The sequence below is a fragment of the Archangium primigenium genome (assembly GCF_016904885.1).
In the GTDB taxonomy this organism is placed as follows: domain Bacteria; phylum Myxococcota; class Myxococcia; order Myxococcales; family Myxococcaceae; genus Cystobacter; species Cystobacter primigenius.
This window is the reverse complement of sequence record NZ_JADWYI010000001.1, coordinates 8,151,120-8,167,586: the sequence shown is the minus strand read 5'-3', so window position 1 is coordinate 8,167,586 and position 16,467 is coordinate 8,151,120. Positions and strand designations below refer to the sequence as shown.

At 71.6% G+C, this 16,467-nt stretch carries 11 protein-coding genes; 6 read left to right on the top strand and 5 right to left on the bottom strand.

The features are described 5' to 3' along the window. Window positions 1-168 precede the first annotated feature (168 nt). The 3 genes from I3V78_RS33580 (at window position 169) to I3V78_RS33570 (ending at window position 3,500) form a co-directional block, all read left to right on the top strand. Window positions 169-1,287, top strand: coding sequence for a D-alanine--D-alanine ligase family protein (locus tag I3V78_RS33580; protein WP_204494140.1), 1,119 nt, complete (start codon window positions 169-171; stop codon window positions 1,285-1,287). Between the two features lie 12 nt (window positions 1,288-1,299). Then, window positions 1,300-2,946 (top strand): hypothetical protein, encoded by a 1,647-nt coding sequence (locus I3V78_RS33575; RefSeq protein ID WP_204494138.1) that lies wholly within the window; start codon window positions 1,300-1,302, stop codon window positions 2,944-2,946. Window positions 2,947-3,056: 110 nt separating this feature from the next. Beyond that, a complete protein-coding gene (locus I3V78_RS33570; protein WP_204494136.1) occupies window positions 3,057-3,500 on the top strand; it encodes a hypothetical protein in 444 nt (147 codons plus the stop codon). 6 nt (window positions 3,501-3,506) lie between these two features. Here I3V78_RS33570 and I3V78_RS33565 read toward each other — a convergent pair whose 3' ends face one another. The 3 genes from I3V78_RS33565 to I3V78_RS33555 all read right to left on the bottom strand — a co-directional run bounded on the left by I3V78_RS33565 (window position 3,507) and on the right by I3V78_RS33555 (window position 9,808). Continuing rightward, the gene (locus I3V78_RS33565) at window positions 3,507-5,009 is read right to left on the bottom strand and encodes an ELWxxDGT repeat protein (RefSeq protein WP_204494133.1); all 1,503 of its coding nucleotides are present in this window, start codon (window positions 5,007-5,009) and stop codon (window positions 3,507-3,509) included. 248 nt (window positions 5,010-5,257) lie between these two features. Next, entirely contained in the window at window positions 5,258-8,548 is a 3,291-nt protein-coding gene (locus I3V78_RS33560; RefSeq protein WP_204494132.1) for a lantibiotic dehydratase, read from the bottom strand. Window positions 8,549-8,563: 15 nt separating this feature from the next. Beyond that, entirely contained in the window at window positions 8,564-9,808 is a 1,245-nt protein-coding gene (locus tag I3V78_RS33555) for a lanthionine synthetase C family protein (RefSeq protein WP_204494129.1), read from the bottom strand. Between the two features lie 300 nt (window positions 9,809-10,108). Between I3V78_RS33555 and I3V78_RS33550 the strand changes: the two genes are divergently transcribed. Beyond that, on the top strand, window positions 10,109-10,657 hold the full coding sequence (locus I3V78_RS33550; protein WP_338023816.1) for a hypothetical protein: 549 nt from the start codon (window positions 10,109-10,111) through the stop codon (window positions 10,655-10,657). 42 nt (window positions 10,658-10,699) lie between these two features. After that, the gene (locus tag I3V78_RS33545) at window positions 10,700-12,925 is read left to right on the top strand and encodes a peptidase domain-containing ABC transporter (protein ID WP_239576839.1); all 2,226 of its coding nucleotides are present in this window, start codon (window positions 10,700-10,702) and stop codon (window positions 12,923-12,925) included. A 174-nt stretch (window positions 12,926-13,099) separates the two neighbouring features. On the opposite strand, the gene I3V78_RS33540 is transcribed toward I3V78_RS33545, so the two are convergent. Next, a complete protein-coding gene (locus I3V78_RS33540) occupies window positions 13,100-13,294 on the bottom strand; it encodes a class I lanthipeptide (protein WP_204494123.1) in 195 nt (64 codons plus the stop codon). 283 nt (window positions 13,295-13,577) lie between these two features. Here I3V78_RS33540 and I3V78_RS33535 point away from each other — a divergent pair, with 283 nt between their 5' ends. Next, on the top strand, window positions 13,578-15,524 hold the full coding sequence (locus I3V78_RS33535; RefSeq protein ID WP_204494121.1) for a putative bifunctional diguanylate cyclase/phosphodiesterase: 1,947 nt from the start codon (window positions 13,578-13,580) through the stop codon (window positions 15,522-15,524). Here the strand turns inward: I3V78_RS33535 and I3V78_RS33530 are convergent. Beyond that, window positions 15,460-16,353: a hypothetical protein gene (locus I3V78_RS33530; RefSeq protein ID WP_239576837.1), complete on the bottom strand. Its 894-nt coding sequence runs from the start codon at window positions 16,351-16,353 to the stop codon at window positions 15,460-15,462. The two genes, I3V78_RS33535 and I3V78_RS33530, sit on opposite strands and share 65 nt — an antisense overlap. Between the last annotated feature and the right edge of the window lie 114 nt (window positions 16,354-16,467).

Here is a 16,467-nt window from a genome sequence, read left to right as displayed (position 1 = left end):
TCCTGTGTGCTTCACGCTTCCCCCGGCGGCGCATCCTACTGTGACCTGGTCCCGGGTACAGGTCGGGGAATCCGTCACGGATTCGCCCAGTGAGCATCCCGGACGGCGCCCGGAAAGTGAGGGTGGAAAAGTGCAGGGCACTGGCTCGAAAGCGGGTGGAATGGGGGCATGCCTTCCACCCATGAGCCCGTCGCCTTGCTGTACCAGGCCACCCCGCCGCCCGAGATCGATGGCCTCCGCAAGCCCATGAAGCCGGGCGGCTACAGCGACGGGGGGGCGGACATCGCCCACGCCTTGCGCTCCCTGGGCGTGCCCGTCGCCACGCCCCGGCATCCTCCCGAGCCCGCGCGGGCGCTGGATTGGGTGTTCCCCGATACCGCCGAGGGCATCGCCCAGGCGCTCGACCTCGGGGCCCGCGTCCTGTGGGCCAACACGGTGCTCTTCTCCGGGCACCCGCTGGAGCGCGTGGCCGGACGAGGCGTGTCCATCGTCGGCCAGCACCCCGCGCGCGTGGACCGCTACGACGACAAGTGGCTCACCAACGAGGAGCTGCGCGCCAGCGGCTGTCCCGTTCCCGCCTGCTCCCTGGTATCCCTCGAGGCCACTTCCGGGGCCCTCGCCGTGGCGTCGCTGAGCGAGGCCGTGCTCGACGCGCGCGGCCTGCGCTTGCCGCTGGTGGTCAAGCCCCTCCGGGGACGCGGCAGTGAAGGGGTCCGGCGGGTCGCGTCGCTCGCCGAGCTCCAGGCCCATGCGACCGCGCTGCTCTCCGCCCGGGACCCCGACGGCGCCCCCCGCTATGGCCACCGCGTGATGGTGGAACAATTCCTCTCCGGCACCGAGCTCACCCTGACGGTGATGCCGCCCGGGGGCTATCTGCTCGACGGCGCCGTGCGGACCTTCGACACGCACTGGTGTCTGCCCGCCATCCGGCGCTTCAACCACCACGACGGCGTCGCGCCCTACAATGGCGTGGTCGCCGTCGTGAACAACAGTGTGTGCCTCTCCGCGTCCGAACTGCGGGAGCCCGCCCTGCGACGGCTGGAGGACGCGTGTGTCCAGGCGGCGGCGCGGGTGGACGCGCGCGCGCCCATCCGGATCGATTGCCGTTCCAACGACGAGGGTCTGTTCTTCCTGTTCGACCTGAACATGAAGCCCAACCTGACGGGACCGGGCCGACCCGGACGCGAGGATCAGGACAGTCTATGCTCCCTGGCCGCCGCGGGCGTGGGGTGGTCCTACCCGGACCTGCTGCTCAACATGCTTCACCAGGCCTGGCGCTTGGACTGAGGGAGGTCGCTCGTGCGCAAGGGGATCTGGATCGGGGTCGCGGTCTGTCTGTTGGTCGCGGCGGGAGCCGTGGTCATCGGTTTGAAGTCCACGACGCCCCCCGCGCCCGCCGCGCCCGTCGTCGCCGCCCCCGTCGTCGCCGTCCCGTCCCCCATCGCCGACGCGGGGACGCCAGACGCGGGCCAGGTGGCGGCGGCGTCCTTCGCCCGGACACCGCTGTCCGATGCGCCCTGGGTGGTCTCTCCCCCCGTGCGCTTGTCCACGGGCGAGACGTTCCCCACCGTCCAGGCGGCGATCGATGCCGCCCAGCCCGGACAGACCCTCCTGCTCGCGGAGGGGGTCTACTCCTCTGGGATGAAGCTGTCGGGCAAGAAGGACCTCCAGATCGTCGCGCGCGAGGGCCCCGCCTGGTTCGTCGTGGAGGACGCGTCCGAGCCGATCCTGAAGGTCTCCAACTGCGAGCGCATCCGCATCGAGGGGCTCTGGTTGGAGTGGGCCCCGGGGTGGGAGGAGCCCGCGCCCTTGGTCGACATCGAGGAGTCGTCGGAGGTGCGGCTGCGCTCCCTCTACGTGGGTCCCGGGCAGCGGGGCATCCAGGCCTCCCTGGCGGAGGGCCTGTCGCTCGAGGACATCCTCTCGGACGAGCACTCCGAGGAGGACCTGCGGGTCGAGTTCCCCCTGGGCCCCGTGGCCATCCGGCACTCGTGGTTTCCCTCGCGCGGGCACCCCGTGGCCATGGTCGAGGAGGGCGTGGACTGGGAGGACCCGAAGGTCTGGGTGGAGCTGCCCCTCCAGCCCGCCGCGCCCACGACGCCGGACGACGAGCCGCTGGACCGCTCCCTCACCATCGAGGAGTCCGTGTTCGCGGGCGGCCTGTGGTTCAACGTCACGGGCAGTCCCCTGACGCTGACCCGGTCCGTGGTGACGAGCGGAGAGCCCCGGGTGATGCGTGCCCTCAGCCGACGCGTGCCTGCCTCCGCCCTGCTTCCCGAGATTCCCGGCGCGGACTGGAGCTGGCGGCCCGGGGAGGTGGAGCGCGACGGCATGCGGGTGGCCCTGGCGCGGCATGCGCGGGGCATCCCCGCCGACTCCGAGGCCCGCATGTGGATCGTCGATCCCCACGGGTCCTATCCCCTGTGTGGACCCGCGGGGGAGGTGCCGGTCCTGGACGCGCCGGACGGCGCGGAGGTGGCGAAGGTGCGCAAGTGCGAGCTGGACTTCGGCGAGACCGCGGCGCTCCCCACCACCCGCATCCAGGGCCAGCGGGATGGCTGGTTGCAGCTCGACGAGGGCTGGGTGCGGGAGAAGGACGTCGCCGCCGCGGAGATGATCGAAGACGCGGAGTGGGCGGTGCCGCTGCCGTCGTACAAGGCCCAGGTCGTGTCCTGGGCGAAGGACGCGCTGACCGTCCGGGGGGAGTCGAGCCCCTGCGAGAACGAGCACTGCGCCGATACCTCCTCGGAACACGAGCCCAGGCGCGAGGAGGCGTCCGAGGAGGAGGCGGCGCCGGAGGCGGACGTCGCGCCCGCGCCGACGCCCGCGCCGGAGACGGAGGCCGAGGCGCCCGGAGTGGAGGACACGGTGCCGCTGCCGCGCTGGCTGCCGGGCTTCCACCAGAACATCACCCGGTTCCACAGCCCCGAGTGCTGTCCCTGCTGAGCGACCCGCGCCCGGCCCCCGGGACGTGAGCCCCGACGCGCTCCGCTCGGTGGTGGGTTGGCGGGAATGCTGCACGGGCCCCTCGCGCGAAGCATGGCGCGAGGGATCTCATGAGACACTGGCTGGTGTTCGTCTGGAGTTGGCTCGCCTTCATCCGGTGCTGTCCGGGCGGCGAGCGGATGGAGGGCCTGTATGCCGTGGAGGGGCTCATCCACTACAGCATTCCGGGGATGGGCTCGGGCGCGTTCCCCGTGCCCGACACGTTCCGCATCGCGCCGGGGAAGGGCGCGGACTTCGAGCTCGCCGACGAGACGGGACGCTGCCGGCTGTACGCGCGGGCCGAGGACGCGGCGCTGGTGCTGGAGCGGGGCGCGTCCTGTGGCTGGAACGAGAACGGCGTGCACTTCCTGCTGACGGTGGCCCAGGGCCGGGTGGAGTGGCGCGAGGGCTCGGGCCACTTCGACATGGCGGGCCACGTGACGGCCACGGCCCGGGGCACCCTGTCCCCGGGCCAGTTCCTCCAGCGCGCCACGCTCACGCGCCTGGGGGATTAGGCCGGCTCAGTCCTCGAGCGGGAGCGCCCAGAGCTGCATGGCGCTGGCCTCCTGCGTGTAGGCGGTGAAGAAGACCCGCGAGCCCACGCGCACGAAGTCCGCCGGGTAGGAGCCGGACTCGCCCGGGTCGATGTCCTGCGCGAGGCCCGTGCCCGCCGGGGTTCCATCGCTCACCCACAGCTCGATGCCCCGGCCGCTCTGGGGCGCGCTGTAGAGGATGCGCTCGTCCAGCGTGAAGAGCGTGCTGGCGAACTCGTCCGACAGGCTCAAGGGCCGCATCACCTGGGTGGTGCCCGCTTCGGTGCCATCGGTGACCCACAGCTGCACGTCACGAGGCGCGGGGCCCGGAGAGGTGATGGTCAGGCTGAAGAAGAGCTTGCCCCCGGCCACCGTGGCGGTGTCGATGTAGGGCAGCGCGTCCGCCTGGTTGGCGTAGGGATTGGGCAGGGTCGCGATGGCCCGCTCCTGGACGCCGCCCGCCGAGTCGACCTCCAGGGAGGACAGGCTCAGCAGCTGCGTCTCGGTGGACGACCGGGAGAAGAACACGTTGCCGTTCGTCCCCGCCGACAGGTGGGCGCTGTCCTGGGTCGTGGGCCAGGTGAACACGGGCTGGGTGCCGGCCTCGGAGCCATCCGTGCGCCACACCTGGTGGGTGGACGTCGTGAGGAAGAAGAGGCTGGAGCCCACCACCTGGAAGTCCGAGGGCCAGGAGTCGGCGGCGCCCGGCGCGATGTCCCGCACGAGCCCCGTCCCCTCCGGGGTGCCATCGGTCTTCCACAGCTCGGTGCCGTGCACCGGGTCGCGGAGGCTGAAGAAGAGCGTGGAGCCCACGGTCCGCCAGAAGTTGGTCAGCGACACGTCGGCGCCCAGGTCCACGACGAGCCGGGTGTTCGCCTCGGTGCCGTCGCTGCGCCACAGCTCGTAGCGGCCGGGGTCCTCGTCGCTGGGTCCCGGGACGTAGCGGAAGAAGAGCAGGGTGTCGCCGAGGGCGGCGAAGTTGGCGAGGCCACTGCCCGTCGTGCCCGGCGTGACGTCCTTGACCAGGCGCGTGCCCGCCGCGGTGCCATCGGTCACCCACAGCTCCCGGCCGCTGGCCGCGTCCGCCCCGTTGAAGAAGAGCCGACCGCCCACGGGGAGCACTTCCCAGACGCCGCCCCGCGTGGTCTGCACCTGGACGGTGCCGGCCTCGGTGCCATCGCTCTTCCACAGGCCGCCGATCGCCCCGTCGGAGTCGATGGAGAAGAAGAGCGTGCTCCCCAGGCCCACCAGCGACGTGGGCCGCGGGGCCAGGCGCGGGAGGTAATCGCCCGGCGGCTGGATGGCCTTCACCTGATAGGCGGTGCCCAGCGAGACCGAGGTGTCGGGCGCGGGTGGGGGCGTGGGCTCGGTGGGCTCCGTGGGAGTGCCAGGCGCCGGGACATTGCCCCCCGGCTGCGTGGTGCCGTCGCGATTGCCGGAGCCGTCCGCCGAGGGGTCGCTCGCCGGGTCGTCAGCCCCCGGGCCGTCCATGGGTCCCCCACAGCCGATCAGCATCGAGCAGAGCAGTAGAGCTTTCCGCCACACGGCCATCCCCCACCTCGCGATCACGGGTTGATACGAAAGGGTGGGGAGAGTGGGGTGATCCGTCCAGTGCGACTGGGCAAGAATCGCGCCCGACGCGTGCGCACCGTGGACGGTTTCTTGACTCGGTGTCCGCTGGTGAGAATCCGCGCGGGAATGAAACGCGGCCTGGTGAACAGAACAGGCCGCGGGCGGGACTAACTGGCGCTGCTGAGCACCACGCCTGGCTCCTGGGGGGCCTTGCGCTGGCGGGCCTGGAGCGAGGTGTAGTGGCGGCTCAGGTAGTCGTAGAGGACGAACTCCTGGGCGCGAGCGGCCGAGCGGGCGAGCCGGTTGGCGGACATGTGCAGCAGGCTGCTCGCCAGCTCGGGGAGGGAGACGGCGAGCCGACCCGTCTCCGCGAGGTTGTGGAGCCCGGCGACCAGCGGCACGAGCCGCTCCGAGCGCCGCTGGAGCACCCCCATGCCCCGGGCGAGCACCGGGTGGCGCACCTTGCGGCCCACCAGCAGCTCCTCGATGCCCTTGCGCTCGCGGCGGTAGCGGTCCGCGAGCTGACGGTCCGTGCCGCGCTCGGCATGGAATTCACGGCCGAAGCCATCGCGCAGCGCCACGAGCAGCCGCTGGCGCGCGTCCAGGTTGAGCCCCAGGTCATCGAGCAGCTGGTCCATGCCGACGAGCAGCAGCCGCCAGCGCGCGTCCGCGCCCTCGTCCCCGGGCACCAGCTCCAGCAGCTGGAGCGCCGCCTCGCTGTCGGCCTGGAAGAGGCGCTCGCACAGCAGCATGGCCTCGGGGCCCCCGTAGCGCTCCACCTCGCGCTCGTAGGTGTCCAGCTGGACCTTCCACAGGAGCCGGTCCTGGTGGTGCGCGCGCACGGCGTTCATCAGCTCGCGCGACAGGTGGTGGAGCCGCTCCGGGTCGCCGTGGAAGCGCAGCCGCAGGTGCCAGTCCGGGTCGCCGTAGCGGATGAAGAACCAGCTGTCCGCCGTGCCCGCGCCGAGCGCCGAGCGCACCAGGGGAGCGACCACCTCGGTGAGCAGCCGGTCCGCGGTGGCCGCGCCGGTGTAGAGCTTGGCGTAGAGCCACTCCGAGCCGGGCAGGAAGCTGCGCGCGGGCTGCTCGGGACGGGGCGCGGGCACGACGTGAGGCCGGTCCGCGGGCGCCTGGGCCGAGGGCGCCGGGCGGGTGCGGCCGTAGGGCACCACCACCTCGTGCACGAAGCGGCCCTCGGGACCCTCGGCGCACAGCTCGTCGGGCCGGGGGTACATCTCCACGAGCGACACCCGGGGCCGGTCCTTGATGAGCTGCACCAGGGTGTCCACGCTCAGCGCGTTGTCCAGGTCCACGGGCAAGAGCTGGTCGCCCTCCTCCAGGGCGATGAAGCGGGGCATGCGGTGCTCGGCCCGGAGCGCCTGCACGGCGGCGAAGCGCTGGGGGCCGGTGACGGTGCCGAGCCCCTCCAGGGTGTCGCGCCAGAAGTTCCACCTGGCCACGGACAGCACCAGGCGGCCGTGGGTGACGCGCGGCAGGAAGCGCGCGTGGGCGAGCGGGCCCCAGTTCCACTGCAGGCCTCCGCTCTGGCTCTGGCCGGACAGCGCGCACAGGAACTTGTAGAGGCCCAGGCCCCGTGCCCCGTAGTTGTGCGCGTTGGTCATGCGGGGAATCACCTCCCGGCCCAGGCGCGCCGAGCGCAGCACGATGCGGCGGCCCTGCACGGACACGCGCAGGTCGGACGCCTCGATGCGCTGCTCGGGCGGGGCGCCGGAGTGGCCCAGGTAGGTGATTTCATGGCCGCGCAGCACGGGGCGCGCGAGGATGTTGCCCACCCGGCCCTGGGGCAGGTGGACGATCTCCGCGTACACGGCGTCCGGGCGCAGGGCCTCCTCGGCGCGCAGGTGCTTCTCCACCTCCTGGTGCAGCTGGGGGTCTCCCAGGCAGAAGCGCCCGAGCATGTTGGCGCCGGAGGGTCCGGCCACCATGTGCATGCGCAGCTGGAAGCGGCCCCGGCCGAGCGCCTCCTCGGACTCGGAGACCACCGTGGCCATGGCCATGAACGAGTCCGGCATGGGCGCGCGCGAGCGGGCCTCCAGGCGCGTCACGTCCTCGTCCGTCAGCTCGATGACCTGGCTGCCCGTGCGCTGGGCGTGCTCCAGCTTGTGCAGCAGCTGCGCGGCGCGCTCGCCGAAGCTCTGGCGCCCCTCGCCCGCGCCGCCCAGGGCCAGGCCCGCGAGCAGGGGGCTCGCCTCGGCGCCGGGCGTCTGGGACTTCATGAAGCCGATGCCGGACTCCTCGTCCAGGGCCTCCAGGAGGGGCAGCTCGCGCCCCTCGTAGCGCTGGACGAAGGCGTCGCGGAAGTGGTCCAGGGCGTCCGGGGGCGGGGCGGGGAGGATGCGGTGCATGAGGCGCACGCCCCGCTCCAGCTCGCGCAGCACCTCGCGCCCGAGCACCGCCTCCGGGGCGGGCTTGACCAGGTCCACCTGGAAGAGCCGGGGCAGCTCCACCGGCGCGGGCAGCTTGGAGAGCATGCGCGCCACCTCCAGGTAGCGCGTGCTCGAGGCGCCCACGCCGTCCCGGTCCAGGTGCTCCAGGCAGGACTGCACCGCGCCCAGCGTCTCGGTGAAGGGCGTGGTGCCCGGCAGGCGGCGCAGCTGGGAGATGAGCTCCGGCAGGGCCTCGGGTCCCGTCACCGCGGGCGACAGGTCGGACACGAGGATTTGATTGTCGATGAGCTCGCCGATGTAGGCCATGGCCTCGTCGAAGGACACGTCCGCGTCCATCTCCACGAGGAAGCGCGCCAGCTCCTCGGGCCGGGCGCCGTCGCGGGCGCGGGCGAGCGTGGCCTCCAGGTAGTCGGTCGGCTCGAGCACGACGAGGTGGTAGGTGCGGTGGCGCGCCACCATCCGGCCCTCGGCGTAGCGCAGCTGGTTGTTGGCGCGGTACAGGCTGGTGCTCGGCCGGTGGGGGATGTGGGGGCGCAGCTCGGGGGCGCGGGAGAACGACTCGGCGAGCAGGCACGCGTAGTCCATGTCCAGGCGCGTGTGGCGCTGGTAGTGGGCGCGGGGGCCGGTGCGCAGCCGGGTGCGCTCGCCGATCGCGCCCACGGAGTAGCCCGCGAACAGGCCGAAGGGCGTGGGGCGGCCCGCCATGCGCGACACGTAGCGCACCAGGCTGCGCTCCAGCTTCTCGCCGTGCTCGCTCTCGGGGTTCTTCTCCCAGGCGGCCAGGTGCTCGTGGAAGCCGGGCGAGGCCACGAAGAGCGCCTCGCGCACCTCGGGCCGCTGGATGAGGGAGGCCAGGCGCGCGCGCAAGAGGGCGCGGTCGCGCTGGAGCGCGGGGGCGAGCGCCTGGCCCGGCGCGAGGCGGGGCGACTCCAGGTCCTGTCCCCACGCGTCCAGCTCGCCGAAGGGCAAGAGGGGCGTGCGCAGCACGAAGAAGCCCGAGGGGGCGAAGGGGAACTCCCGCGAGGCGGTGTCGGTCTGGGGCGAGGTCATGGGGGAGGGTCCGGGTCAGGCGGGGATGGAGGCCATGAGCATTCCGTCCCAGGAGGGGGACAGGGGTTGGGCGGCGGCGAGCAGGGCGAGGCCCGTGCCGGTGACGCCATTGAGCAGGCTCTTGTCGCCGAACCAGCCCAGGTCCTTGTCCTGGCCGGTGGGGCTGGTCCAGAAGAGGAAGCCCGCGATGCCCTCGCCGGGGCGGCGCATCTGCAGCGTGCGGGTGAACCAGGCGGTGGCGGCCTCCTTGAAGACGGCGTCGCCGGACACCTGGTACAGGCGGTTGTAGATGTGGCCGAGCCCCGCGGAGCCGTGGCAGAGGTTGGCGTCGCGCACGCCGGCATGGTCCATGGGGCGCGTGGCGGCCTCGCGCGCGATGTCCAGGGCCGCCTTCTCCAGCTCCGCGTCGCCCAGGGCCTGGGCGGTGACGGCCAGGCACAGCACCACGCCCGGGTCGCCGTAGCACCACGCCGAGCGGCAGGGCTTGAGGTCCACGCCGGGCGCCACCGCCGAGGCGAAGCGCGCCCCGGGGCTGTTGGGCAGCACCGTGGACAGCATCCAGCGCGCCCCGCCCGTGGCGAGCTCCCGCGCCTTCTTCTCGGCCACGCCCGCCCGGGCGATCAGCGCGAGCAGGGCCACCACCGCGGGCACGCCGTGCGCGGCGCCCAGGTTGAAGTAGCCCTCCGGGTACAGGGCGCGCTGGTGCGCGGGCAGGTGGTGGGACGGGGTCCACCAGGACAGGCCGGGGCCGGCGCGCGTGGAGCGCTCCTCCAGCCGCTGGACGATGGACTCCAGGCACCGCGCCGCCATGGGCCGCGGCAGGCGCTCGAGCGCGTAGACGCCCAGCCCCACCAGGCCCCGGATGAGATCGTACTCACCGCCCCAGGGCTTGCGCGAGGTGATGCCGAGCAGGGCCTCGTCGATCTCGTCCATGTCGTCGAGCGAGTGCACGCCGAGCGTGTTGAGCCGCTCGATGGACCAGGCGATGCCGGCGAAGCCCGCGTGGAGCCAGGGCAGGAGCGGCTGCTCCTCGATGGCGAGCGCCGCCTGCTGGATGAGCCGCTCGGCGTGGCTCGCGTGGCCCAGTTGGGGCCGGTCCCGCCCGAGTTCGGCGAAGAACAGCGCGCGTCCGGCGAGGCCCCCGGAGAGCGTGGGACTGTCGAACGTCTGACTTTCCTGGAGCGCGCGCGCGATGTCCTCCACGGCTCCGAGTGCCTGCTCCCGCAGCGTGCCTTCCAGCAGTGTGGTCCAAGTCTTCATGGCATGTCCCCCCTACCCAGCCATCGGCTGTCCGTGCTCTGGATTGCTCTATCCCCGGCCCCGGTGCCTTGGTGCCGATGAGGACTCGACAGGTCCTCTCATGTGTTTCCAGGATTAGCGGTTCCCGTCCCGGTCGGAAATGAGATCGCGGGGCAGGTCAGCGTTGGACTCGCGACATCTGGTGAATCCCGGAAGCGCCCGCGGGGACACCCGGGTTTTTCTCTGGTAAGGGTTGTCGCGTTCTTCTCGACCGGGGGGGTCTTCATGGAGAATCCAGCTCAGATTTTCCGACGAGAGGCTGTGAAGCATCAGGAAGTGGGCACGCAGGATGGGGGCGCGGTGCTGCGTCTGTCTCCCGCGTGGACCTACTGGGCGTTCTGGCTCCTGTTGGCGGTGGTGGGCTTCTACGGCGCGTTTGGCCTGCTGGGCCGTGTGTCCGAATACGCCACGGGGCCCGCGCTGGTGCAGCTGGGTGACGCCGAGGCGCCGGTGGACATCATCGCCACGCTGCCCGGCAGCTTCCGTCCGCTGCTCGCGCGGGGCGCGACGATGCGGCTGGAGTTGCAAGGCTTTCCCTATCAATACCAGGACCTGCCCATCGAGGAGCTGGGGGACGCGCTGGTGGACCCCCGCGAGGTGCGCCAGACGTGGGGCGCGGGGCTCGCGGACCGGCTGGTGCCAGGCACGTCCGTGGTGGTGGTGCGCGCCCGGGTGCCCTCGCGCTCGTTCGAGGCCCAGGGCCAGCGCCTCGCGTTCTTCCAGGGCATGCAGGGCACGGTGTCCGTGCGGGTGCGCTCCGAGCGCCTCGCGACGACGCTGGTCCCCGGCCTCAAGCTCCTCCTTCCCTGACCGCCGGTCCCGCTCGCCATGTCCAGCTCCCTTGACGCGTTGATGAGCCGTTTTCCCGCGCTGCAGCGGCTGGGTCTGCCCGGCCTCGCGCGGCGCATTCCCTTCCTGCAGCAGTTGGATGCCAATGATTGTGGGGCCACGTGTCTGGCCATGGTGCTCGCCTTCCATGGAAAGGTGGTGCGCCTGCACGAGGTGCGGGAGATATTGGGCACCGGCCGGGACGGGTCCAATGCCTTGCAGCTGCTCGGGGCCGCGCGCCACTACGGGCTGCGCAGCCGGGGGGTGTCCCTGGAGCCGGAGGATCTGCACTTCCTGCCCCGGGGCTCCATCCTGCACTGGGAGTTCCGCCACTTCGTGGTCTTCGAGCGCATGGGGCGCGGGTGGGTGGACCTGGTGGATCCGGCGATCGGCCGGCGCCGCGTGCCGCTCGAGCAGGTGCGCCGCTCGTTCACGGGCGTGGCCCTGGTGCTCGAGCCCGGGGACCACTTCGTCAAGGAGGAGGGCCAGCCCCGGCCCATCCTCCGACACCTCAAGCAGTTGATGTTCCAGTCCGGGCTGCTCTCGCGCATCCTCGTCACCTCGGCGCTCGTGCAGCTCTTCGCGCTGGGGCTGCCGGTGCTCACCGGGGCGCTCACGGACCGGGTGGTGCCCCGCGGGGACGCGGATCTGCTCGTCGTCCTGGCGGTGGCCATGGCGTCGCTCGTGGGCTTCCAGTTCCTGGCCTCCATGGTGCGCTCCTACCTGCTCTTGCGGCTGCGCACGGAGATGGACGCGCGCATGACGCTGGGCTTCGTGGAGCACCTGGTGGAGCTGCCCTACGCCTTCTTCCAGCGGCGCTCGCCGGGCGACCTGATGAACCGCCTCAACAGCAACGCCACCATCCGCGAGCTGCTCACCTCGGGGGCGCTGTCGGGACTCTTGGACGGCTCGCTGGTGACGCTCTACCTGATGGTGCTCTTCTTCGCCAACGGGCCCCTGGCGCTGCTGGTGGTGGGGGTGGGCGTGCTCCAGGTGGGCGTGTTCATCTGGTCCCGCCGTCGTCAGGCGGAGCTCATGTCCCGGAGCCTGGAGGCGGAGTCCAAGTCCCAGGCCTACCAGGTGGAGTTCCTCATCGGCATGCAGAACCTCAAGGCCATGGGCGGCGAGCACCGGGCGATGGACCGCTGGTCGGGCATGTTCGTGGACGTGCTCAACATCTCCCTGGCGCGCGGCAAGCTCAGCACCCTGACGGACGCGCTGATGAGCGCGCTGCGGCTCGGCGCCCCGCTGGTCATCATGTGTTTTGGCGCCTGGCAGGTGCTGCGCGGGGCGCTCACCCTGGGTGGCATGCTCGCGCTCAACGCGGTGGCCATGGGCTTTTTGGGCCCGCTGTCCAACCTGGTCTCCACGCTCATGCAGTTCCAGCTCTTGGGCAGCTACTTCGAGCGCATCCATGACGTGCTGGACACCCCGCAGGAGCAGGAGACGGAAAAGGTGCGCCCGGCGCACACGCTCGCGGGCCACATCACGCTGGAGGACGTCTCCTTCCGCTACGGCCCCCACTCGCCCCTGGTGACGCGGGGCGTGTCGGTGGACGTCCAGCCCGGACAGATGGTGGCCATCGTGGGGCGCTCGGGCGCGGGCAAGTCCACGCTCGCCAACCTCCTGCTCGGCATGTACGTGCCCAGCTCCGGGCGCATCCTCTATGACGGGGTGGACCTGACGGAGCTGGACTTGCGCTCGGTGCGCCAGCAGGTGGGCATCGTCATGCAGAGCCCCGCGCTGTTCAGCTCCAGCATCCGCTCCAACATCGCGCTGGCGGACCCCTCCCTGCCCATGGACGCCATCATCGAGGCGGCGCGGCTGGCCAGGCTGCACAAGGAGATCCTCGCCATGCCCATGGGCTACGAGACGCTGCTGCTCGAGCGTGGCGCGTCCCTGTCCGGAGGGCAGCGGCAGCGGCTCGCGCTCGCCCGCGCCCTGGTGCGCAAGCCCGCCATCCTGCTGCTCGACGAGGCGACGAGCGCCCTGGACTCCATCACCGAGGGCGAGGTGCACCGCGCCCTGGCCTCCATCCGCTGCACCCGGGTGGTCATCGCCCATCGCTTGAGCACCGTGGTCCACGCGGACCTCATCCTCACCATGGAGGACGGCGCGCTCGTGGAGGCGGGGACGCACGAGGAGCTGGTCGCCCGGGGCGGGGTGTATGCCGCGCTGGTGGCCGCCCAGCTCGCGAGCGCTCCGGCCGCCGCGGCCCGCCGCGAGGAGCCGCGCGCCGAGAGCGCGTGAGTTCCAGGGGCCGGGCCCTGTCGGGCTCGGCCCTGTCGGGTGATGACTCCCCAAACGAAAACCTCCGGGCGCGTGGGTCGCGCTCGGAGGTCTTCCCTGCTCGACGCCACCGGGATGGCCCGGTGGACGTTTGATTCATTCAGGAGGAGAGAAACTGTACCGCGGTGAAGCCTCTCAGTCGCCGTTCTCGTTGTTGCAGGCGCCCGCGAGCACGGAGCAGATGATGGAGTCGCCGCAGATGATGAGCACCGAGAAGATGCAGATGACACCCGCCGAGTCGCCGTTGCCACCGTTCACCTGATCCAGGGTCTCGTCGGACAGGTTGCGAATGGTCTGCTTGTTGAGGCTCAGCTTCTTCGTGTTCTTCATGGTTGTTCGCCTTGTCAGGTCCGTCTCGATTGACGGTGATGGAATGGTATGAACGGCCTGCTCTGTCTCAACCTGCACTCCGGGGTGGGCGAGGATCCTGCCGCCTCCATTCCCGAGGGGTGGGACTTGCGTGTTGAGAGGGATTGTGCGCGCGTCTGGGATTGGGTTCGCCGTGGACGGCGCGACCCGACGCGAGGGCGATGTCTCCACCGGGTCTTCAGGAGGTATGGGTGAGACGTGGGGGTCTGGGAATCCCATGTCTTCTGGAGCCGAGGGGGCGAAGATGTCGAGGCGACCTGTCCACATCGAGCCCGTGGTGCGCGCGCTCGCCGGGGGACTCATGGTGGCGTCGGGCGTGCCGCTGCTCCTGGAGCCAGGAGCGGGCGGGCCCTGGCGCTGGGTGCCCCTGGTCTGGGGGCTGTTCTGGCTGCTGTCCGCGTTCACGGGGCTGCGTCCCCTGGAGCGGCGCTTGCGGCGCTGGGGCCTGCGCGGCGAGCACGAGTGCCACCGGGAGCATGTCCAGGCGGAGTACCTGTCGACCCTGGGCCTCCTGCGCGAGGTGGTGCTGGAGCTGTCCCTGGAGGGCACGTGGCTGCGGGCCTCGGAGCGCGGCGGCGCGCTGTTCGGTCCGGGCGCCAGGCCGGGCGGGTGCTTCCTCGAGCTGGTCCATCCGGACGACCGGAGGGGCGTGGAGGAGTGCCTGCGGACGCTGGCGGACGGGGAGCTGGAGCTGCTCGACACCCGCTTTCGCGCGCGGCTGCCGGAGGCGCGTCCCCGGTGGTTGGAGGGGCGCTTCGTGCTGCGCCGGGTGGAGGGCCGCCCCCAGGGCATCCACGGGGTGGTGCACGACATCACCGACTGGGAGTTGCAGGAGCAGCGCATCCACCACCTGGCCAGCCATGACGTGCTGACGGGACTGCCCAACCGCTCCCGGTTCGAGTCCTGGGTGGAGCAGGCGCTCGCGCGCGCGCCGCAGCAGCAGTGCCGCGTGGCCCTGGTCTTCATCGACCTGGATCACTTCAAGCAGCTCAACGACGCGCATGGCTACCGGGCGGGGGACGCGCTGCTCCTCGCGGTGAGCCAGCGGCTGCGCGACTGCCTGCGCGAGAGTGACTGGCTGGCGCGCTGGGGCGGGGACGAGTTCGTGGTGCTCCTGCCCGAGGTGCGGCGCGAGGACTCGCCGCGCGAGGTGGGCGAGCGGCTGCGCCAGGCGGTGCGCTCGCTCGTGCTCGAGCAGTGGCCCCAGGCGCGGCTCACGTCGAGCATCGGGGTGACGGTGCAGACGGACGAGTGCGTCTCCGCGGGGGGGCTCTTCACCCAGGCCGAGCAGGCGCTCTTCTTCGCCAAGGCGCAGGGCCGCGACAACGTGCAGGTGCACGGCGACATGCACGACACCGGCCGGGCGTTCCGCGACTTCGAGCTGGCGTCACGCCTGGACCGCGCCATCCGCCAGAAGCTGTTGACGGTGCACTACCAGCCGGTGGTGGACGCGCGCAGCGGCGCCGTGGTGGGCGTGGAGGCGCTGTCGCGCTGGTGCGACGAGAAGTACGGGCAGGTGGGGCCGGACCTCTTCATCCCCCTGGCCGAGCAGCTGGGACTCATCCGCGAGCTGGGCGAGGTGATGATGGAGCAGTCGCTCGCGTGGTTCAGCCCGCGGGCGCGCGGGGGAGACCTGCGGCTGTCCATCAACGTGTCCAACCGCCAGCAGGTGACGGCGGACTTCGCCACCTCCCTCATCGAGCGCGTGCGGCGCCACGGCCTGCGCCCCGAGCAGGTGAAGCTGGAAATCACCGAGAGCATCGCCATGGAGGGCGTGGCCTCGGCGAGCGGGCTGCTGCGCACGCTGTCCGAGGAGGGCTTCCTCCTGTCCATCGACGACTTCGGGACGGGCTTCTCCTCCCTGTCCCAGCTGCACGTGCTGCCCGTGGACGAGTTGAAGATCGACCGGTCCTTCGTGCGGCGGCTGCCCACGCGCGAGGGGCGGGCCATCGTGAAGGCGATCGTGGACATGGCGCACCACCTGGACCTGGTGCTGGTGGCCGAGGGCGTGGAGGACGCGGAGACGGCGGAGATGCTGCGCGAGCTGGGGGTGGAGATGCTCCAGGGCTTCCACTTCAGCCGGCCGCTGGCGCCCGACGACTGCGCGCGCTTCCTGGAGCCCGCGCTTAGAACAGGCCACAGTCCAGGGTGCAGTGATGGATACCCAGACCGAGCCCCGCTCGCTCGGTGAACTGGCACACCCCGTCCCCGCACGCGTAGATGTCCTGGGTGCGGATGCGGGTGGTGACGGGGGCGTAGCTCACGCCCTTGTGGGTGCACTGGGTGTAGAACGTGCCCGAGGGATCCTTGGTGCACAGCGTCTCGCAGGCGCCGACCCGGGCGATGGGCTCGCAGGCGTCCTTGCCCGTCTCCAGCGCGCAGGCGCGCACGCTGCTCTCGTGAGGCCGCAGCGGGGGGGCGTCGTTGCCCACGAAGACCCCGCTCTGGGTGAAGAGGTTGCCGAAGAAGCACCCCTCGCGCTGGGCGAAGGTGGACAGCTCGCCCGGGGCGGTGGCGATGGGCTGGCCCCGCCCGTCACGCGCCTGCACGGAGATGGGCACGGTGCGCCCGAACTTGTTCACGTGCGCGGCCAGGCACCCGGAGACGAGCTGCTGCTCGCGCACGGTGGCCGGCTGCCCCGCGCCCCAGTCCGGCGCGAGTCCCAAGCCCCCCGCCCACACCCGCGTCTGGCCCCGCGCGTCGGTGTAGGTGCGCGTCTCGCCCGCGGCCAGCGCGCAGGCCGTCACGTACTTCATGACGGTGTCGGCCAGCGCCGGATCCTGCTCGTACCAGCCGGAGAACGCCGCGCTGTTCAGCCCGTTGAAGGCGAGCCCGTTGAAGGCCAGGCCATTGAACGCGAGCCCGTTGAACGCGAGGCCATTGAGGCTCTCCCCATTGTCGGAGGCGAGGGCCTGGTGCGCCGTGAGCGACACCTCATCCCCCTCGGGCGCGTCCGGAACCGGGCCACACGCCACCACCCCCCACAGCACCAGTCCCCACGGGTTCATCGCGCGCGGCATGCTCTCTCCTCCAACGAATACCTGGGATAGCGGGTACAGTCGGAAAGTCAGTCGCGTGTTGGATTCTGGTGAGTGCCAGCGGGCGAGGGTCGCGGCGAACTGTCGCCCGCTGGA